This window comes from Acinetobacter sp. YH01011 (assembly GCF_013420785.1).
GTDB classification, from domain to species: Bacteria; Pseudomonadota; Gammaproteobacteria; order Pseudomonadales; family Moraxellaceae; genus Acinetobacter; species Acinetobacter towneri.
Genome location: NZ_VOYG01000007.1, coordinates 58140 through 75415, shown reverse-complemented (window position 1 = coordinate 75415; position 17276 = coordinate 58140). Strand labels below are relative to the sequence as shown.

Genomic DNA, 17276 nt, shown 5'->3' with positions numbered 1-17276 from the left:
TAAATTAAGAATATTGATCAACTTCGGTATGGTATAAATCCATAGCATCATCCATGCTCATATCAGCTGGTGGTGGTGCAATCGTTGCGGGTTTCGCCACATCGACAGCTTTCGCGGCTTTGGATTTCACTTGATATTCAATGTGCAGGCTTTCTTTACCAAAATAGTCACGCAATTTGACCAAGGCTTCATCTAAGGGTGCGATTTTCCACTGAATGCCCAAATGTAATTCTGCAGTGGCATAAGCATAGTCAAGGTGCAATAAAACAGGAATATGCGTGCATAAATCCACATTACAATAAGGCAGCAACATATTTTGTAAGTCTTGACTCAAGGTCTTGCTTAAATGTTCTGCATGCAAGTGAATTTGAATACTATTGGCGCGTTTTTGACGAATTTCATTCAAGCTAAACGCTTTGGTTAAGCGTCCCATTGGGCGGTCAAAACCTTCACGTTCGTAAATTTCGCCTTCAATCACCACCACTTTTTCAGTTTGTACAATATCTTTAAAGCGTTGGAAGCGCTCATGGTTGGCAGATACTTCAATACGTGCCGTACCATCATCTAAAGTGACCACCATCCGATTTGGGAAGTTGGCGACATCCACCACCAAGCCTGCAAAGACGGTGGTCACGCCACGACGGGTTGGCGTCAGTTCATTAATTTTACTTGGAATAAAGGCTTTTAATTCATTGCGATAGACATCAATCGGGTGACCAGTGAGGTAAAGTCCAAGTGTGTCTTTTTCACCTTTAAGTCGGACTTCATCTGACCATGGTTTTACAGGTTTGGCAGGCTTACGTTGTACTTCTTCAACTTCACCAAATAAATCCATGATGCCTGTTTCACGGTTGGAACGTGCTTGTTCCGCCGCTTGTACCGCTTCTGGCAATTGTGCCATTAAACTTGAGCGTTCGATGCCTAAACAGTCTAATGCACCCGCACGAATTAAGGCTTCAAGGGTTCGTTTGTTGATTTTTTTCAAATCAATACGATGACAGAAGTCAAATAAATCGCGGTATGGACCTTCTTTTTGGCGAGAATCAATCACCGATTGCATGGCTTGTTCGCCCACGCCTTTAATTGCGCCAAGTCCGTAGACAATGGTGCGTTCATCGCTGGCGTGGAAATGATACAAAGACATATTTACCGAAGGTGGTAAAACTTCCAGACCATTGTGGCGACAGTCATCAATCAGGAACACCACGTTATCGGTGTTTTGCATTTCCGACGACATTACCGCAGCCAAGAATTCGGCAGGGTAATGTGCTTTCAGCCATGCCGTCTGATAGGCAACGAGGGCATAAGCAGCCGCGTGGGATTTGTTAAAACCGTAGCCTGCGAACTTTTCCATATAGTCGAAAATATGGTTGGCTGTGGCGGCATCAATGTCTTTTTTCGCAGCACCTTCAATAAAGATTTGGCGCTGTTTCACCATTTCTTCAGGTTTTTTCTTACCCATAGCACGACGTAGTAAGTCCGCACCACCGAGGGTATAGCCTGCACAATACTGTGCCGCCTGCATTACCTGTTCCTGATAAACCATAATGCCGTAGGTTGGTTCAAGCACACCTTCTAGCAAAGGATGCAGATACTCAAACTCGCCACCGTGCATACGGTGAATAAAGTCTGGAATGAGATCCATCGGGCCAGGACGATACAAGGACACGAAGGCAATAATTTCCTCAAATTTGCTTGGGCGTGCTTCTTTCAGCATCTTTTTCATGCCCACGGATTCAAACTGGAATACCGCTGTGGTGTTGGCATTGGCAAAGACTAAATAGGCGTCTTTATCGTCCAATGGAATATGGGCAATATCTAGCGGTGTATCGGCTTGGATGCGTTTATTGATATTTTGTACTGCATCTTCAATAACCGTCAGGTTACGTAAACCCAAGAAGTCAAATTTGACCAAACCTGCCGATTCAACATCGTCTTTATCGTATTGTGCAACACGGGCGGTTCCATCAGCATCGCACATAACCGCAGAAAAGTCGGTGATTTTGGTTGGTGCAATGACCACACCACCTGCGTGTTTGCCTGTGTTGCGGGTAATGCCTTCAAGTTTTAAAGCCATTTCCCAAATTTCTGAAGCATCGTCATAGTCTGGGTTAGATGGATTGGTCACCACATCTTTCAGCTGTGGTTCGGCTTCAATTGATTCTTCCAAACTAAGCCCTAAAGGTTTAGTTGGAATCAATTTAGAAATACGGTCTGCCAAACCATAAGACTTGCCCAAAACCCGTGCGACATCTCGAATCGCACCTTTGGCGGCCATAGTACCGAAAGTGGCAATTTGTGATACCGCATCACGTCCATAGGTGCGTGCCACATAATCAATGACTTTATCGCGTCCTGCAATACAGAAATCGACGTCAAAGTCGGGCATGGATACACGTTCTGGGTTTAAGAAACGTTCAAAGAGTAGTTCATAACGCAATGGGTCTAAGTCGGTAATTTTTAAGCTATAAGCGACCAATGAGCCTGCGCCTGAACCACGACCCGGCCCAACAGGTACGCCATTATTTTTAGACCATTGAATAAAATCCATGACGATGAGGAAGTAACCCGGGAAGCCCATCGAGTTAATAATATTAATTTCGTATTCAATTCGTTCATCATAAGGTTTGCGAATTTCTGCCCAGTCTTCATCGCGCTGTGTGACAGGATAGAGCACATTTAGACGTTCTTCTAAACCTTGTTTGGATAGGTGCGCGAAGTAGGTATCAATGGTGTGTCCGTCTGGAATTGGATAATCTGGAAGGAAATATTTACCCAATTGCAGCGTGACGTTACAGCGTTTGGCAATGTGATAGCTGTTTTCAATAGCACTTGGAATGTCGGAAAATAATTCCGTCATTTCTGCAGTAGTTTTAAAATATTGCTCAGGACTATACGTTTTAGGACGACGGTTATCCCCTAAAACATAACCATCGGCAATACAAACTCGCGCTTCGTGCGCTTCATAATCTTCACGGCGGACAAAGTGCACATCATTATGTGCCACCACGCCAATATTATATTTTTTAGCTAATTTAACCGCTTCGGCAATAAAAGCATCTTCATCGGGACGATCTGTACGGGTCAGCGCCAAATAGACCCGATTACCAAATTTTTCTATCCATTCTTCTAGCAACGGTTCGGCTTTTTGTGGATTGGACGTGATCAGCATTTTGCCGACATCACTTTGAATGCCGAGTAACAGAATCAGATCATTGGCTTGTTCTAAAATCCATGCTTTATTGACGCAAGGGATATTGAGTTGCTGACCTTCAATATAGCCACGCGACACCAGTTCGGTCAGATTGCGCCAGCCGTGATTGTTCATCGACAATAGCGTCACACGATGATCGGCATCATTTAAACGCAGCACTGAACCTAAAATCGGTTTGATGCCTTGCCCCAAACATTTGCCATAAAATTTTACGGCAGCGTGTAGGTTAGAGAGATCGGTCAATGCCAAAGCAGGCATTTCTTCATTGACTGCAGCTTTAATCAAGTCAGGTATGCGTACAATCGACTCGGTAATCGAAAATTCTGTATGTATACCTAAATGAACAAAGCGCATGAATCAGTCCCTTAAAAAATCACGGGTTAGTTTAGCATGCTCTGTTCAAGACAAAACACGCTGCTGTGTTTTTCTGTGGTGAAGTGATCTTCACCCGCTAACACAATTTTCATTTTATGCGTTAACTTTTGCCGTTTCATCGAGTGGGATGAACAGGCTAAGTTATTCGCTATTGAATGATGATTGTTTTATCTGAGCTTAGATAACCAGTCACCTAAACTTTGCACCAATTGCACTAAAATTAATAAGACCACTACTGTAAGTATGACTACACTACTATCAAAACGCTGATAACCATAAGAAATAGCAAGGTCACCAATGCCACCAGCACCGACTGCACCTGCCATCGCAGTTGCGCCAATTAAGCTAATGGTGGCTGTAGTTAGGTTCAAAATGAGTGAGCTGCGTGCTTCAGGTAAAATAAATTTGAAGATAATTTGTAATGGTGTAGCACCCATTGCCTGTGCAGATTCGACAATCCCTTCATTGACTTCAAGTAGTGAAGTTTCTACCAAACGACCAATATACGGGCCGACATAAATGGTCAGCGGTACAATGGCTGCCCAAGTTCCGATGGATGTACCCACTAAAAATTTAGTCAGCGGAATCACCGCAATCAATAAAATAATGAAGGGCAGGGAGCGCAGTGCATTTACAATCGGGTTGAGTCCGTGATAAATCACACGGTTTGGTAAAATACCTGTCGGACGAGTCACTACAAGGGTAATGCCCTGAATAAAGCCCCAGATACAACCAAACAACATGGCAAAGAACACCATATGAAAGGTTTCTTGTAAGGCCGTAACAAATTGGTCAATAGATAAAGAGCTTTTCCAGAAAGGTGTGGTTACCGAAGTCAGCCACTGTACAATTAAATCTCTCATGCTTGTATTCCTGACTGTTCAACTTCAACGCCATTGGCTTTCAGAAACTCAAGCGCCTGTTGAATGACGTTTGTATCACCGAGTAATTGAATGAACATTTGCCCAATCACAGCACCATCAATTTCGGTCATATTGGCAAATAAAATATTCAGGCTAATATCAAACTGTTTAATGATAGCTTGAATCACGGTTTCCTGAGCCGATTTACCTAAAAATTTCAGACAATAAATGCTGTGCTGATTTTGATTTTCCAGATTATTCAAAATATTGATAGGCAATTGTTGCTGCAACACAGTTTGAATGAAGCTTTTAGTGGTCGGGTGTTGCGGCTGACTAAAAATTTCCAAGGTTGAACCTGTTTCAATCACTTTGCCTTGTTCCATCACTGCAACATAATCACAAACCGATTCAATCACATCCATTTCATGCGTCACCATTACAATGGTAATGCCTTGTTCACGGTTAATTTTTTTCAGTAATTCCAGTACAGATTTGGTAGTCTGCGGATCAAGTGCCGAAGTCGCTTCATCGCAGAGTAAAATTTTAGGATGATTGGCTAGCGCACGCGCAATACCGACACGTTGCTTTTGTCCGCCTGAAAGTTCATCAGGATAGGCATCTTTTTTATGTTTTAAATCAATAAACTCAAGTAATTCATTTAAACGTTTTTCACGTTTGGCTTTGTTCCAGCCTAACAGTTTCATCGGCATTTCAATATTGGCAGCCACAGTTTTGGTCTGCAATAAATTGAAGTGCTGAAAAATCATTCCAATATGGGCACGTTCTTGACGCAATTCACGGGCATTGAGTGCAGTAAAATCTTTTTGATGAATGATGACTTGCCCAGCATTTGGACGCTCCAACAAATTGATCAAGCGGATTAACGTACTTTTACCTGCACCACTATAGCCAATAATGCCAAAAATACTGCCTGTTGGAATTTGTAGATTAATTTGATCCAACGCACGCAGTGTTTGACCTTTGAGCTGATAGTGCTTTGAAATGTTTTTAAATTCAATCATATCGTCAAGAAATGTCCATAAATGAAAAAACAGGCAAAGTTCGCTTTGCCTGTTTTGTTTAACGCATTATATTACTATTTTGCTGCTTCAGTGAAATAGCTGACAGGTTTATTTACCGCAACTTTTGTTCCGCCAAAGTGCTGATCAATATATTGCTTCACCGCTTCGGTATGATACAACGCACCTACTTTTTGCAAGATTGGGTCATTTTGACGATCTGCAGCAGTCGCGAGAATATTGACATTCATTTTTGTGCTTTGGTCAATTGGTTCGTAATAAATTGAATCTTTCAGTACGTTCAAACCACCTTCCATTGCAAGGGTGTTGCCCAAGACAATTGCATCGACTTCATCTTTTACACGTACAGCCGTTGCCATTTGAATTGGTTTGATTTGAATTTGCTTAGCATTTTCTACGATGTCTGCAGGCGTGCCTTGAACATTGTCAAAACCATCTTTCAGTTTAACCAAACCAGCCGATTGAAGTAATAACAGTGCACGTGATTCATTGGCACCATCATTTGGAATAGCAATGGTTGCACCTGTTTTGAACTCATCCAACTTTTTCACTTTGCTTGAGTAAATACCCATTGGCTCTAAGTAAGTTGTCGCTACTGGTGCAATTTGATCTTTATTGTTGGAATTAAATGCCACCATATAGGCATAAGATTGGAATGCGTTAAGATCAATTTCTTTATTTGCTACCGCCGTGTTCATTGACACGTAATCGGTGAAGTTTTTCACTTCAAGTTGAATACCTGCTGCTTTGGTTTCAGGTAAGTCGGCAATAAAACGCCAAATATCTGCATCTGAACCAGTCGATGCCATAGTGACAGTGTGTAGAGCAGAAGAATCTTTTTGTGCCGCGTCAGTCGCAGGCGCTTCTTGTTTGCCACAGCCAGCCAAGCCAACTGAAAGACCAAGTACAAGACCAAGGAGCTTTTTCATGAATATATCCCGAGCAAGTTTAAGCAGTGCCTAAAGTTGCCAATGATTGAGAAGAATCAAATCAGCACGATGGATGGAATCGCATGATGATGATTTTGTATGTTTCTCAAATATGTTGTAGGTATTGTTTGAGTACTGAAAAAGTCAGCCCACAGCTCAATCAATAATTTTGAGATGGATGGGCAATTCACTTTTTCAAAAGATGCACCATCATAACAATAAAAAATAATTCTATATAGTGCTGTGTATGTTATGCATATCACTGTTTTTACAACAGAAAGCGAATAAGTCAAAATAAGTTCTTATAAATAAATATATTCTGTAAAGATTGTGAATTTGAACAAGTGTTTAAATATTTGGGTGCTTTAGAATTTATTCTGAAATAGAAATATGAAAAATAGCAATCAGGTGTTATTTAGGCTCATTCATCTATTGATGCCATAAAAAAGCTCGTACAGTGACGAGCTTTTTTATCGACTTAAATTTTTAGGCTAAACTAAAAATTTTAAGCATTTTCACGAGCAATGGCACGATAGCCAATATCTTTACGATATTGCACACCATCAAAGGTAACTTTTTCGCACAGTTCAAGGGCTTTAGCTTGCGCTTCGCCAATGGTATTACCGAGCGCAGTTACACACAGTACACGACCACCATTGGTCACAATCTCACCATCGGCATTGCTTGCTGTACCTGCGTGGAATACTTTCGCATCTGCCATTTGTGTTTCTAAACCAGAAATCACATCACCTTTGCCTGAAGTTTCAGGGTAACCCGCAGTCGCCAATACAATCCCGACAGTTTTGCGTTCATCCCAGTCTGCTTCGGCAGGTAAGTTGCCAGCAATACCTGCTTCAACCAAATCTACCAAAGATGACTTTAAGCGCATCATAATTGGCTGCGTTTCAGGGTCACCAAAACGGCAGTTAAACTCGATCACTTTTGGTTGACCTTTGTCGTCAATCATTAAGCCAGCGTATAAGAAACCTGTATAAACATGACCGTCTTTTTTCATACCTTCAACGGTAGGACGCATCACTTCATTCATCGTTTTTTCAAATACGTCTGCAGTCACGACAGGGGCAGGAGAGTAAGCACCCATACCGCCAGTGTTTGGACCTTGGTCGCCTTCAAAAATACGCTTGTGGTCTTGTGAAGTTGCCATAGGAAGGATGTTGTCGCCATCAATCATACAAATGAAAGAAGCTTCTTCACCGGCAAGGAATTCTTCAATAACTACACGCGAACCCGCATCACCAAATTTGTTGCCTGCTAGCATGTCATCAATTGCATCAAATGCTTCTTGATTGGTCATCGCCACGATCACGCCTTTACCTGCAGCAAGACCGTCCGCCTTGATCACGATTGGAGCACCATTTTTTTCAACAAATGCTTTTGCCGCATCAACTTCGGTGAATACGTCATAGAATGCAGTTGGAATGTTGTGACGTTTTAAAAAGTGCTTGGCAAAGGCTTTAGAACCTTCAAGCTGTGCAGCAAACTGGGTTGGGCCCCAAATTTTTAAACCCGCTTCACGGCAGGCATCTACTACACCATTGACCAGTGGTGCTTCAGGGCCAACAATGATTAAATCAACAGCATTATTTTTGGCAAAGTCGATGATTGCAGGGTTATTTTGAATATCTAACGCTACATTCTCGCATTTGTTTTCTGTTGCCGTACCTGCATTACCCGGTGCAACGAAGACTTTAGCGACTTTGTCATCTTGTGCGATTTTCCATGCCAACGCATGTTCACGACCGCCGCTACCTAAAACTAAAATATTCATCTAAAAATCCCTCAAAGAATAAAATCCCCTAGCGAAGCTATGCTTTTCACCCTTGAAAAGGAAGGAGATTGTGCATAAAAACACAGTTCCCTTACGTGAAAAGTCCCCCTTTTATAAAAAAGGGGGATTTCGGAGGATTATTAAATACGACTTCTAATTAATGAGTTTAATTAGTGACGGAAATGACGCATGCCAGTGAAGACCATTGCAATACCAGCTTCATCTGCTGCTGCAATCGTTTCTTCATCACGCATAGAACCACCCGGTTGAATAATGCATTTGATACCAGCTTTAGCTGCGTTATCAATACCATCACGGAATGGGAAGAATGCGTCAGATGCCATTACTGCACCTTCAACCACTAAACCTGCATGTTCTGCTTTAATGGCAGCAATACGAGCAGAGTTTACACGGCTCATTTGACCTGCACCAACACCAATGGTCTGACGGTTTTTTGCATAAACAATTGCGTTCGATTTTACGTATTTCGCAACTTTCCAAGCAAAGATCATGTCGTCAATTTCTTGTTCAGTTGGTGCACGTTTGGTCACAACTTTTAAGTCATCTTTAGTGATCATGCCCAAGTCTTGATCTTGAACCAATAAACCGCCGTTGACACGTTTGTAATCCATTTGTGGAGCGCGTGCATCAATCGCAGGAAGTTCGCCACATACCAGTACACGTACGTTTTTCTTCGCGCCAGTCACTTCAAGTACGCCATCTGCAATGCTAGGCGCAATGATTACTTCAACGAATTGACGGTCTACAATCGCTTGTGCAGTGGCAACGTCTAACTCACGGTTAAACGCAATGATGCCACCAAATGCAGATTCAGGGTCAGTTGCATAAGCAAGGTCATAAGCCGCTTGAATACCGTCTAAAGATACAGCAACACCACATGGGTTCGCGTGTTTTACGATCACACAAGCAGGTTTTGCAAATGATTTCACACATTCAAGTGCGGCATCAGTATCTGCAATGTTGTTATAAGATAATTCTTTACCTTGAAGCTGTTTCGCTGTAGAAACAGAAGCTTCAGTTGCAGCAGGGTCTACATAGAACGCTGCAGATTGATGCGGGTTTTCGCCGTAACGTAAATCTTGCGCTTTGTTCAATTGTGTATTGAATGTACGTGCAAATTGGTCAGCAGTACCTTCTTCTTTACCTACACGTGCACCTAAGTAAGAGGCGATCATGCCGTCATATTGTGCAGTGTGTTCAAATGCTTTCACTGCCAAATCAAAACGAGTTTCGTAAGACAATGCACCGTTGCTTTTCATTTCTGCAATAACAGTCGCATAGTCAGAAGCATTTACTACAATACCTACAGAAGCATGGTTTTTCGCTGCAGCGCGAACCATAGTAGGGCCACCAATGTCGATGTTCTCAATCGCATCTGCAAGTGAACAATTTGGTTTTGCAACAGTCGCAGCAAATGGATAAAGGTTAACAACAACCAAGTCGATGGCATCAATATTGTGTTCTGCCATGACTGCTTCGTCTAGACCACGACGAGCCAAGATACCGCCATGAATTTTTGGGTGTAACGTTTTTACACGACCATCCATCATTTCAGGGAAACCAGTATGCTCTGATACTTCTACGACAGCAATATTGTTGTCTTTAAGCAACTTATAAGTACCGCCAGTAGATAAAATTTCTACCCCAAGAGCAGCAAGGTCTTGTGCAAATTCAACAATACCTGTTTTGTCAGAAACAGAGATTAAAGCGCGTTTAATAGTCATGATCTTCGTCACAGTTTTCAATTACAGATTAAAACAAACTAGCAAAATGCAGGTAAAAAAAATGCCTGCGGAGGTCGCAAGCATTTTATCACTTATTCACTCATTAAACCGTGAGCTTTTAACTTTTTACGTAAAGTACCACGGTTTAGTCCAAGAATTTCAGCAGCGCGTGTTTGGTTACCGCGAGTGTATTCAAGAACAACAGATAAAAGAGGTTTCTCCATTTCTGCTAACACCATGTCATACACTTGTGAAGGTTGTTCACCTTGTAGTTGTGCAAAATAATGGCGAACTGCGCGATCTACGTGAATACGTAAAGCAACATCAGATTGTGCAGTAAAAATAGGAGATTTGCTATTCATGCGAATTAATCCGAAAATCAGATATCACTGGGATAAAGTGATATATCAATGTGGTCTATAAATTAAATGAACTCCGTTTTAGATCCTAAAACGGGAAGTTCTAAAACTGGAACATTTAGCTTGCCACAACTCTAGGCATTGGTCGAAATTTAAGCGTAACAATACATTAATAATTGTTACAGACCAAAATCAAAACAAAAAATCTACTCTGTACGCGATATATAAAAATAAAGCGCATTAGACAGATCTATATTTGTTGTGAATCTTGCGAGGAGTTTGCAGCACAAAGCTTTCGTGGCGCGTATGATACCATTGTATGAGAAAAAGTGAGCAAGAAAACTGCAATTTTTTTAATTTTTTTCGCTATTTTTTCACTATTTTTTTGTGAATTAAGGCTTGATAATTTCTAAAGTATAGGCATCGAAGTCGTTTCGTGATATTGGAACTAAAATGTCAAACTTAAATGGACTGTTTTTAGGAATACGTTGAATGCTCGAAAGACTTTCGACCAAATACTCCTGTGGGGAATAGATGTAAGTCGATAATGTTTGTTGTTTTTCTTTTAAAGTGACTTTGATATTAGGCAAAGCCAAGCTTTTATCATAGTAATTGATCAGCTCACCCGTAAATTGTGTATTCATACGATCTACACGTTTAACCTTCACGCGATTTGCTGAAATTAAGCTATAGCGTTCTTCTAAACTGCTACAGTTAAAAAATTGACAGACTTGGGTAAACACAGAATTCAGTGCAGGGCTGCTGTTTAAAAACTTTGGGTTAAACCACAAAATTTGGAAGATCAACAAGCCAATCAATAAAAGATTAATAATTCCCCAAAGTAAGTAGTAACCATTGCCATGCTTTTTTTCACTTTCAAGATCAGGCGCAGACAACTTCATGGCAGGAATGTTGCCAATCGGTTCAGTACTGAAATAATTGAGGTTATTCAGATAGGTTTTCAGATCAATATTGGAATGTTCAACTTTACGCTGAAAAATATCTAAAATATGTTGCGGTTGCGCAAGTTCAGCAGTTGCCTGCATAAAACTGCGGTTTTGAATGTGATGTAATTGTGATGTGACTGAGTTTTTATTTTGAGGAAAGGCAAATACCAAATGCGAAAGAGCATTAAAGGTATTGTCGCATTTAGGACAACAAACCATCCCTTGCGCAACGGTCAGCTGCGCAACGGATACTTTATAAACAGTTTGGCATTCAGGGCACTTGGTTTGCTTGTCACTCATAACTCAAAAATTACAGTTAGTGGGGATGGCGTTTCCCAGAAATTCGACACCAGTTTTCTTCACGTTTTTCGACTTGTACTATATCAAAAAATTCAGAATAAACACTAGAAACTTCAGCAACTTGCTCTTCAATTACACCTGCAAGTGCGAACTCGCCCTCAGATTTAATTAAAGTTGCAAACTCTGGCGCAAGCATCATCAATGGGCCTGCCAAAATATTGGCAACTAAAATGTCTGCTTTTTCATTACCGATGGTTTCATTGAACTCTTCTGGAAGTCCCACATATAAGTTTTTAAGTACACCGTTGAGTTCTGCATTTTGTTTGGTCGCTAAAACTGCTTGCGGGTCAATATCAGTCGCATAGACTTTTTTTGCACCGAGCAACAAAGCCGCTACTCCTAAAATACCTGAACCACAACCGTAGTCGATCACGACTTTATCTTTTACATTGGTTTTACCTAACCATTGCAGGCACAGGAACGTACTGGCATGGTTACCTGTACCAAAAGCCAAACCTGGGTCAAGTTTAATATTGACTGCATCTGCCTCAGGTGGTTCTAACCATTCAGGTACAATCCAGAATTTCTCTGCAATCTGGATTGGCTCGTAGTAATCCATCCATGAGCGTTCCCAAACCTGATCTTCCAAAAATTCACTGCGTAAAGGGGCATCTGGCATTTGCGCACGAATAAAGGTTTCTAAGGCTGCAACATCAATTTCTTCACCTTCGTCTTGTGCATAAATACCTGTCACAATGACTTTGTTCCAAAGTGGTGTTTCACCTGGCAGTGGCTCAAGTAAGTCCTGATTTTCCGCATCATCTAAGGTTACGCTGACTGCACCCAATGAACTGAGCAGGGTTTCAGTAAAATCGACTTGCGCTTGATCAACAGTAATATGTATTTGTAACCACTTCACGGAGATAACCTAAAATTTAATGCGAAAGCGCTATTGTAACTGAACTGGTGCAGACGCTGTTATTTTTTATTCGGATTGCGAAAGGGAAAACTCTATACGATTGGAAGTTTCAAATTCGCTTTATGCTTATAGTCGAATAATGTGACAAAAATATAACTCTAAAAAATATAAGTTAAGAATTTGTTTGAACCATCATCGCTCAATCATCCCCAAAACAGTCAAATTGCTGGATTGGGGATGATTGAGAGACTTGTTTAGGATGCAGATTGCTCCGATGCAGGTGTCGGCACAAATTTATTTAGTAATGTGCCTAAAATTGCGGCAAAAATATACATGAAAATAGAATAAACCGCAGCAGGCATGGCAATGGTTGAGCTTGACATAACGGTTAGGGCGATAGTCATTGCAAGGGTACTGTTGTGAATGCCAATTTCAAAGGCGCAGGCTCGGGCTTGTTGGCTATTTACGCCAAAGAAACGCGGGACAAAATAACCAATCAATAAACTGCAGGCACAGAACAGGGCAGTGGCAAGTCCTACATCTGCCAAATAAAGCATGATGTTGTTTCGCTCTTTGGCAATTGCGCCAATAATAATCACTATCAGAAAAACCACAGCAAAAATACGCACAGGTTTGTTTAAACGGTCTGCCGTTTGCGGGCTAAAATGGCGTACCAACATCCCCAAAGTGACAGGGATAATAATAATTAAAAACACCTGTAATACTTTGGCAAACTGTAAGCCGACTTGTTGCCCATCCTGCGTAAAATGTTGAATGGCAAAGTTGACAATCAGGGGCAAGGTAAATGCTGCAATCACGGAATTCACGGCAGTGAGGGTGATGTTTAGGGCAATATCACCTTTATATAAGTAGCTAAATAAGTTGGCTGTTGGCCCACCTGGAGATGCTGCTAGTAGCATGAGTCCGACTGCAAGCAGTGGTGGTAAATTCAGCAGTTTACAAATAAAGAATGCAATTGCTGTCAGGACGACCAATTGACAAAATAAAGCAATAAACACTGCTTTGGGGTGTTTGCTCACCCGTTTAAAGTCGTTAGGAGTGAGTTCTAAGCCAAGTCCAGCCATGACCACGGCCAAAGCCAGCGGCAAAAATATTGTGATTAATCCTGAATCCATAAACACTCCTTTGTTTTTACATCTACAATAATTTATTTGATATTTAACTGTTTGTTTAATATGTAGTTAATTTTGCTCACGTTTTAAATTGTATTTTTATTGTGGTTTAAACTCTGCTCCTGTTTGTGTTGATGGGCAAGTTTGGCCGATTGTCTAGCTAACATACTCCCTAAAATAAAGCTGAACATATACATAAAAATGGTGTAAATCGCAGAAGGAATGGCAATTTCAGTGCTTTGCAAAACCGATAGCGCAACGGTTAAAGAAACAGCAGTGTTATGAATGCCAATTTCAAAACAACAAGAGCGTGCTTGTTGATCAGGCACACCCGCCAAATACGGCACAAGATAACCAATAAGTAAACTTAAAAAGCAAAAAAGCGCTGTGGCGATACCAATCGCACTGAAATAGTCAAAGACATTGGCGCGTTCGCGGAAAAGCGCATAAAAGAATAAAGCGAAAATGAAATAAATGGACATCAAACGCATAGGTTTGCCCAACTGTAATGCAATTTGTGGCATTGCATTACGCACCGCCATTCCTACACAAACAGGCACAATAATCAGTAAAAAAACCTGTGCCATTTTTTCAATTGGCATGCCAATTTGTTGTTGATCGGTCATAAAATACAGAAAAGACAAATTAACAATAAAAGGCAGGGTAAAGGTCGCCATCACAGAGTTCATTGCGGTTAGGGTAATATTTAGGGCAACGTCACCTTTATAAACATAGCTAAATAAGTTAGCAGTAGGCCCCCCTGGTGAGGCAGCAAGCAGCATTAAGCCAATTGCCAAGAGCGGTGGCAATTCTAAAAATAAACAAATTGAAAATGCTAAAACAGGCAAAATGACCAATTGTGAAAAAAGCGTTAAAAAAATGACTTTAGGAAATTGATTGACCCGAATAAAGTCTTTAGGCGTGAGTTGTAAGCCTAAGCCCATCATCATCACAGCTAAGGTCAGTGGTAGAAAAAAGGTAAAAAAGCCTGAATCCATAGCACATCCTTTATTTTTTTCTTATGGGTATAATTTTCCCTCTCTTTGCAGTGTAATTGTTTTTTGAGCTTGTGCAATAAACAAAGCAGTCACTTCTTATAAATGACTGCTTTGGTGTTATTTTCATGCTTTCAGTTTGAATGAATACCCGATCTGTTCATGAAAATATAGATTAAGTGATTGATCACATTGCAGCAGGGCGTGGTGGCGTAAAGCCTAAGGCACATTTGCCTTTTAACTCAGTACCATTGACTGTAATGACGGTGCTTTGCGCATCTGCCATACAAGAACGGTATAATTCAGGCTCATTGCCTTGTAATTGCACTGCTTTAGATGAACTAAAGAATTGTGGTTCACAGGTACCATTCCAGATAATCCCACGATAAGCAAAGCTTACAGGTGCGCCCTGAGTTTTACCTTTACAGACTTGCTGGAATTTTTGCGCGTTATAGACGGTTTCTACTTTATCATTTGCCTGCACTGCAAATGGACTGAAAAATAAGCCACAAAGCATAGAGGACAGCAAAATTTTCTTATTCATGATGTTTCCCTTTGTTTCTCATATCTGTGCTATTAGGATAAAAAATAGACAAATTAAAACAACGGTGATCTGGTTAATTTTTAGGTCTAAATGTTTTTATGTACAGTAAAAATGCAAATTTGGATTACAAAATATTAATTTTGTAGCGCGGTTAAGCCAATAAAATCGACTGAATCTGTCAACTTATGCCACAAGTTTTGCTATAATATTCCGTCTTTATTTTTTATCTCTCATTGACCATTATGCACTATCCTAAAGTTTACGATGTCATTGTTATTGGTGGCGGTCACGCAGGCACCGAAGCGGCGCTTGCAGCAGCACGTATGGGTCGTCAAACCTTACTCTTAACTCATAACATTGAGACTTTAGGGCAGATGAGCTGTAACCCTGCAATTGGCGGGATTGGTAAGTCACATTTGGTACGTGAGATTGATGCCTTAGGCGGCGCAATGGCATTGGCTGCCGATAAAAGCGGGATTCAATTCCGTATTTTAAACTCGCGTAAAGGTGCTGCTGTTCGTGCAACACGTGCGCAGGCAGACCGAGTTCGCTTTAAAGCTGCGATTCGCGCCACTTTAGAAAACCAAGCCAATTTAGATATTTTCCAACAAGCAGCCGATGACCTGATTGTAGAAGGCGATACTGTAAAAGGTGTAGTCACTCAAATGGGGATTCGTTTTGATGCGAAAACCGTGGTATTGACCACAGGTACATTCTTGGGTGGTGTGATTCACATCGGTTTAGAAAAATCGAGCGGTGGTCGTGCAGGCGATCCTCCATCAATTGCTTTGGCGGCACGTTTACGTGAATTAAATTTGCCTGTTGGGCGTTTAAAAACAGGTACGCCACCACGTATTGATGCACGCTCAGTCGATTTTTCGGTCATGATTCCGCAGCCAGGTGATTTCCCATCACCAACCATGTCATTCATGGGTGATGTGTCGATGCACCCTGAACAAGTGAACTGCTATATCACCCATACCAATGAACGTACTCACGAAATTATTCGTGGTGGTTTAGATCGTTCACCGATGTATACAGGTGTGATTGAAGGTGTTGGCCCACGTTACTGCCCATCGATTGAAGATAAAATTCACCGTTTTTCTGATAAAGACTCGCATCAGGTATTTTTGGAGCCTGAAGGTTTAGATACACATGAATTGTATCCAAACGGGATTTCAACCTCTTTACCGTTTGATGTGCAGTTCGAGTTAGTTCGTTCAATTCGTGGTATGGAAAATGCGCATATTTTGCGTCCAGGTTATGCGATTGAATATGATTACTTCAATCCACAAGCCTTAAAATTCACTTTGGAAACCAAAGCCATTAATAACTTGTATTTTGCAGGTCAAATTAATGGTACGACTGGCTATGAAGAAGCGGGTGCGCAAGGTGTGTTAGCTGGTTTGAATGCGGCACGTCGCGCTTGGGATCAGGAACAATGGACACCAAAACGTGACGAAGCTTATATTGGTGTATTGGTTGATGATTTGATCACGCTAGGTACCAAAGAACCGTACCGCATGTTTACCTCACGTGCGGAATACCGTTTGATGTTGCGTGAAGATAATGCCGATCAGCGTTTGACGCCAATTGGTCGTGAGCTTGGTTTGGTGGATGACACTCGTTGGGCAGCTTACTGTGAAAAAATGGAAGCAGTAGAACGTGAAACAGGGCGTTTACAACATTTGTGGGCTGCACCAAACAATCCAATGGGTAAAAAATTTGTTGAAATGACAGGTGCAGATTTATCCAAAGAATGTTCTGCGATTGATCTGTTAAAACGTCCAAATATCAGTTTTGCGCAAATCGCAGAATTAACGGGTTCAGACGTTTCTGCACAAGTGGGCGATCAAATTGAAATTGCAGTGAAATATGCAGGTTATATCAACCGTCAGCATGAAGATGTCGCACAATTAAAACGCTTGGAAGAAACCAAAATCCCTGCCGATTTTGATTATGATGCAGTGTCAGGTTTATCGCGTGAAATCACGCTAAAATTGAAGCATGTTTTGCCTGAAACTTTGGCACAAGCCAGTCGTATTCCAGGTGTGACACCTGCCGCAGTTCAATTGGTGATGATCACCATTCGTAAAAATGCACAGTCACGTAAATCTGCTTAAG

Annotated in this window: 13 protein-coding genes; 1 reads left to right on the top strand and 12 read right to left on the bottom strand. The window is 41.2% G+C overall.

Features of this window, described 5'->3' with window-relative positions; all coding sequences use genetic code 11:
* Window positions 1-4: 4 nt before the first annotated feature.
* From dnaE to FTT78_RS06265, 12 genes are all read right to left on the bottom strand, one after another.
* Entirely contained in the window at window positions 5-3568 is a 3564-nt protein-coding gene (gene dnaE / locus FTT78_RS06320; RefSeq protein WP_180043837.1) for a DNA polymerase III subunit alpha, read from the bottom strand.
* Between the two features lie 188 nt (window positions 3569-3756).
* On the bottom strand, window positions 3757-4452 hold the full coding sequence (locus FTT78_RS06315; RefSeq protein ID WP_154320676.1) for a methionine ABC transporter permease: 696 nt from the start codon (window positions 4450-4452) through the stop codon (window positions 3757-3759).
* Window positions 4449-5474, bottom strand: coding sequence for a methionine ABC transporter ATP-binding protein (locus FTT78_RS06310; RefSeq protein WP_179988649.1), 1026 nt, complete (start codon window positions 5472-5474; stop codon window positions 4449-4451). The genes FTT78_RS06315 and FTT78_RS06310 overlap by 4 nt, the downstream gene beginning before the upstream one ends.
* A 74-nt stretch (window positions 5475-5548) precedes the next feature.
* A complete protein-coding gene (locus FTT78_RS06305; RefSeq protein ID WP_180043839.1) occupies window positions 5549-6421 on the bottom strand; it encodes a MetQ/NlpA family ABC transporter substrate-binding protein in 873 nt (290 codons plus the stop codon).
* Window positions 6422-6926: 505 nt separating this feature from the next.
* A complete protein-coding gene (gene purD / locus FTT78_RS06300) occupies window positions 6927-8210 on the bottom strand; it encodes a phosphoribosylamine--glycine ligase (RefSeq protein WP_004973125.1) in 1284 nt (427 codons plus the stop codon).
* Window positions 8211-8380: 170 nt separating this feature from the next.
* On the bottom strand, window positions 8381-9955 hold the full coding sequence (gene purH, locus FTT78_RS06295; RefSeq protein ID WP_004973127.1) for a bifunctional phosphoribosylaminoimidazolecarboxamide formyltransferase/IMP cyclohydrolase: 1575 nt from the start codon (window positions 9953-9955) through the stop codon (window positions 8381-8383).
* Between the two features lie 92 nt (window positions 9956-10047).
* Window positions 10048-10317 (bottom strand): DNA-binding transcriptional regulator Fis, encoded by a 270-nt coding sequence (fis, locus tag FTT78_RS06290; protein ID WP_001086304.1) that lies wholly within the window; start codon window positions 10315-10317, stop codon window positions 10048-10050.
* 389 nt (window positions 10318-10706) lie between these two features.
* Window positions 10707-11561, bottom strand: coding sequence for a DUF3426 domain-containing protein (locus FTT78_RS06285; RefSeq protein ID WP_004973129.1), 855 nt, complete (start codon window positions 11559-11561; stop codon window positions 10707-10709).
* A gap of 16 nt (window positions 11562-11577) precedes the next feature.
* Complete coding sequence (gene prmA, locus FTT78_RS06280) at window positions 11578-12480, bottom strand: 50S ribosomal protein L11 methyltransferase (protein WP_004973131.1); 903 nt, start codon at window positions 12478-12480, stop codon at window positions 11578-11580.
* A gap of 254 nt (window positions 12481-12734) precedes the next feature.
* Entirely contained in the window at window positions 12735-13616 is an 882-nt protein-coding gene (locus FTT78_RS06275; protein WP_180043841.1) for a bile acid:sodium symporter family protein, read from the bottom strand.
* Window positions 13617-13699: 83 nt separating this feature from the next.
* On the bottom strand, window positions 13700-14611 hold the full coding sequence (locus FTT78_RS06270) for a bile acid:sodium symporter family protein (RefSeq protein WP_004973134.1): 912 nt from the start codon (window positions 14609-14611) through the stop codon (window positions 13700-13702).
* 184 nt (window positions 14612-14795) lie between these two features.
* The gene (locus FTT78_RS06265) at window positions 14796-15152 is read right to left on the bottom strand and encodes a hypothetical protein (RefSeq protein WP_004973135.1); all 357 of its coding nucleotides are present in this window, start codon (window positions 15150-15152) and stop codon (window positions 14796-14798) included.
* A gap of 242 nt (window positions 15153-15394) precedes the next feature.
* Between FTT78_RS06265 and mnmG the strand changes: the two genes are divergently transcribed.
* Entirely contained in the window at window positions 15395-17275 is a 1881-nt protein-coding gene (gene mnmG / locus FTT78_RS06260; RefSeq protein ID WP_096900911.1) for a tRNA uridine-5-carboxymethylaminomethyl(34) synthesis enzyme MnmG, read from the top strand.
* The last annotated feature ends 1 nt before the right edge of the window (window position 17276 follow it).

Bases quoted from the DNA above. Each gene is read 5' to 3' on its own strand.
- dnaE (WP_180043837.1), bottom strand. From the start codon at position 3,568: ATGCGCTTTGTTCATTTAGGTATACATACAGAATTTTCGATTACCGAG.
- FTT78_RS06315 (WP_154320676.1), bottom strand. From the start codon at position 4,452: ATGAGAGATTTAATTGTACAGTGGCTGACTTCGGTAACCACACCTTTC.
- FTT78_RS06310 (WP_179988649.1), bottom strand. From the start codon at position 5,474: ATGATTGAATTTAAAAACATTTCAAAGCACTATCAGCTCAAAGGTCAA.
- FTT78_RS06305 (WP_180043839.1), bottom strand. From the start codon at position 6,421: ATGAAAAAGCTCCTTGGTCTTGTACTTGGTCTTTCAGTTGGCTTGGCT.
- purD (WP_004973125.1), bottom strand. From the start codon at position 8,210: ATGAATATTTTAGTTTTAGGTAGCGGCGGTCGTGAACATGCGTTGGCA.
- purH (WP_004973127.1), bottom strand. From the start codon at position 9,955: ATGACTATTAAACGCGCTTTAATCTCTGTTTCTGACAAAACAGGTATT.
- fis (WP_001086304.1), bottom strand. From the start codon at position 10,317: ATGAATAGCAAATCTCCTATTTTTACTGCACAATCTGATGTTGCTTTA.
- FTT78_RS06285 (WP_004973129.1), bottom strand. From the start codon at position 11,561: ATGAGTGACAAGCAAACCAAGTGCCCTGAATGCCAAACTGTTTATAAA.
- FTT78_RS06275 (WP_180043841.1), bottom strand. From the start codon at position 13,616: ATGGATTCAGGATTAATCACAATATTTTTGCCGCTGGCTTTGGCCGTG.
- FTT78_RS06270 (WP_004973134.1), bottom strand. From the start codon at position 14,611: ATGGATTCAGGCTTTTTTACCTTTTTTCTACCACTGACCTTAGCTGTG.
- FTT78_RS06265 (WP_004973135.1), bottom strand. From the start codon at position 15,152: ATGAATAAGAAAATTTTGCTGTCCTCTATGCTTTGTGGCTTATTTTTC.
- mnmG (WP_096900911.1), top strand. From the start codon at position 15,395: ATGCACTATCCTAAAGTTTACGATGTCATTGTTATTGGTGGCGGTCAC.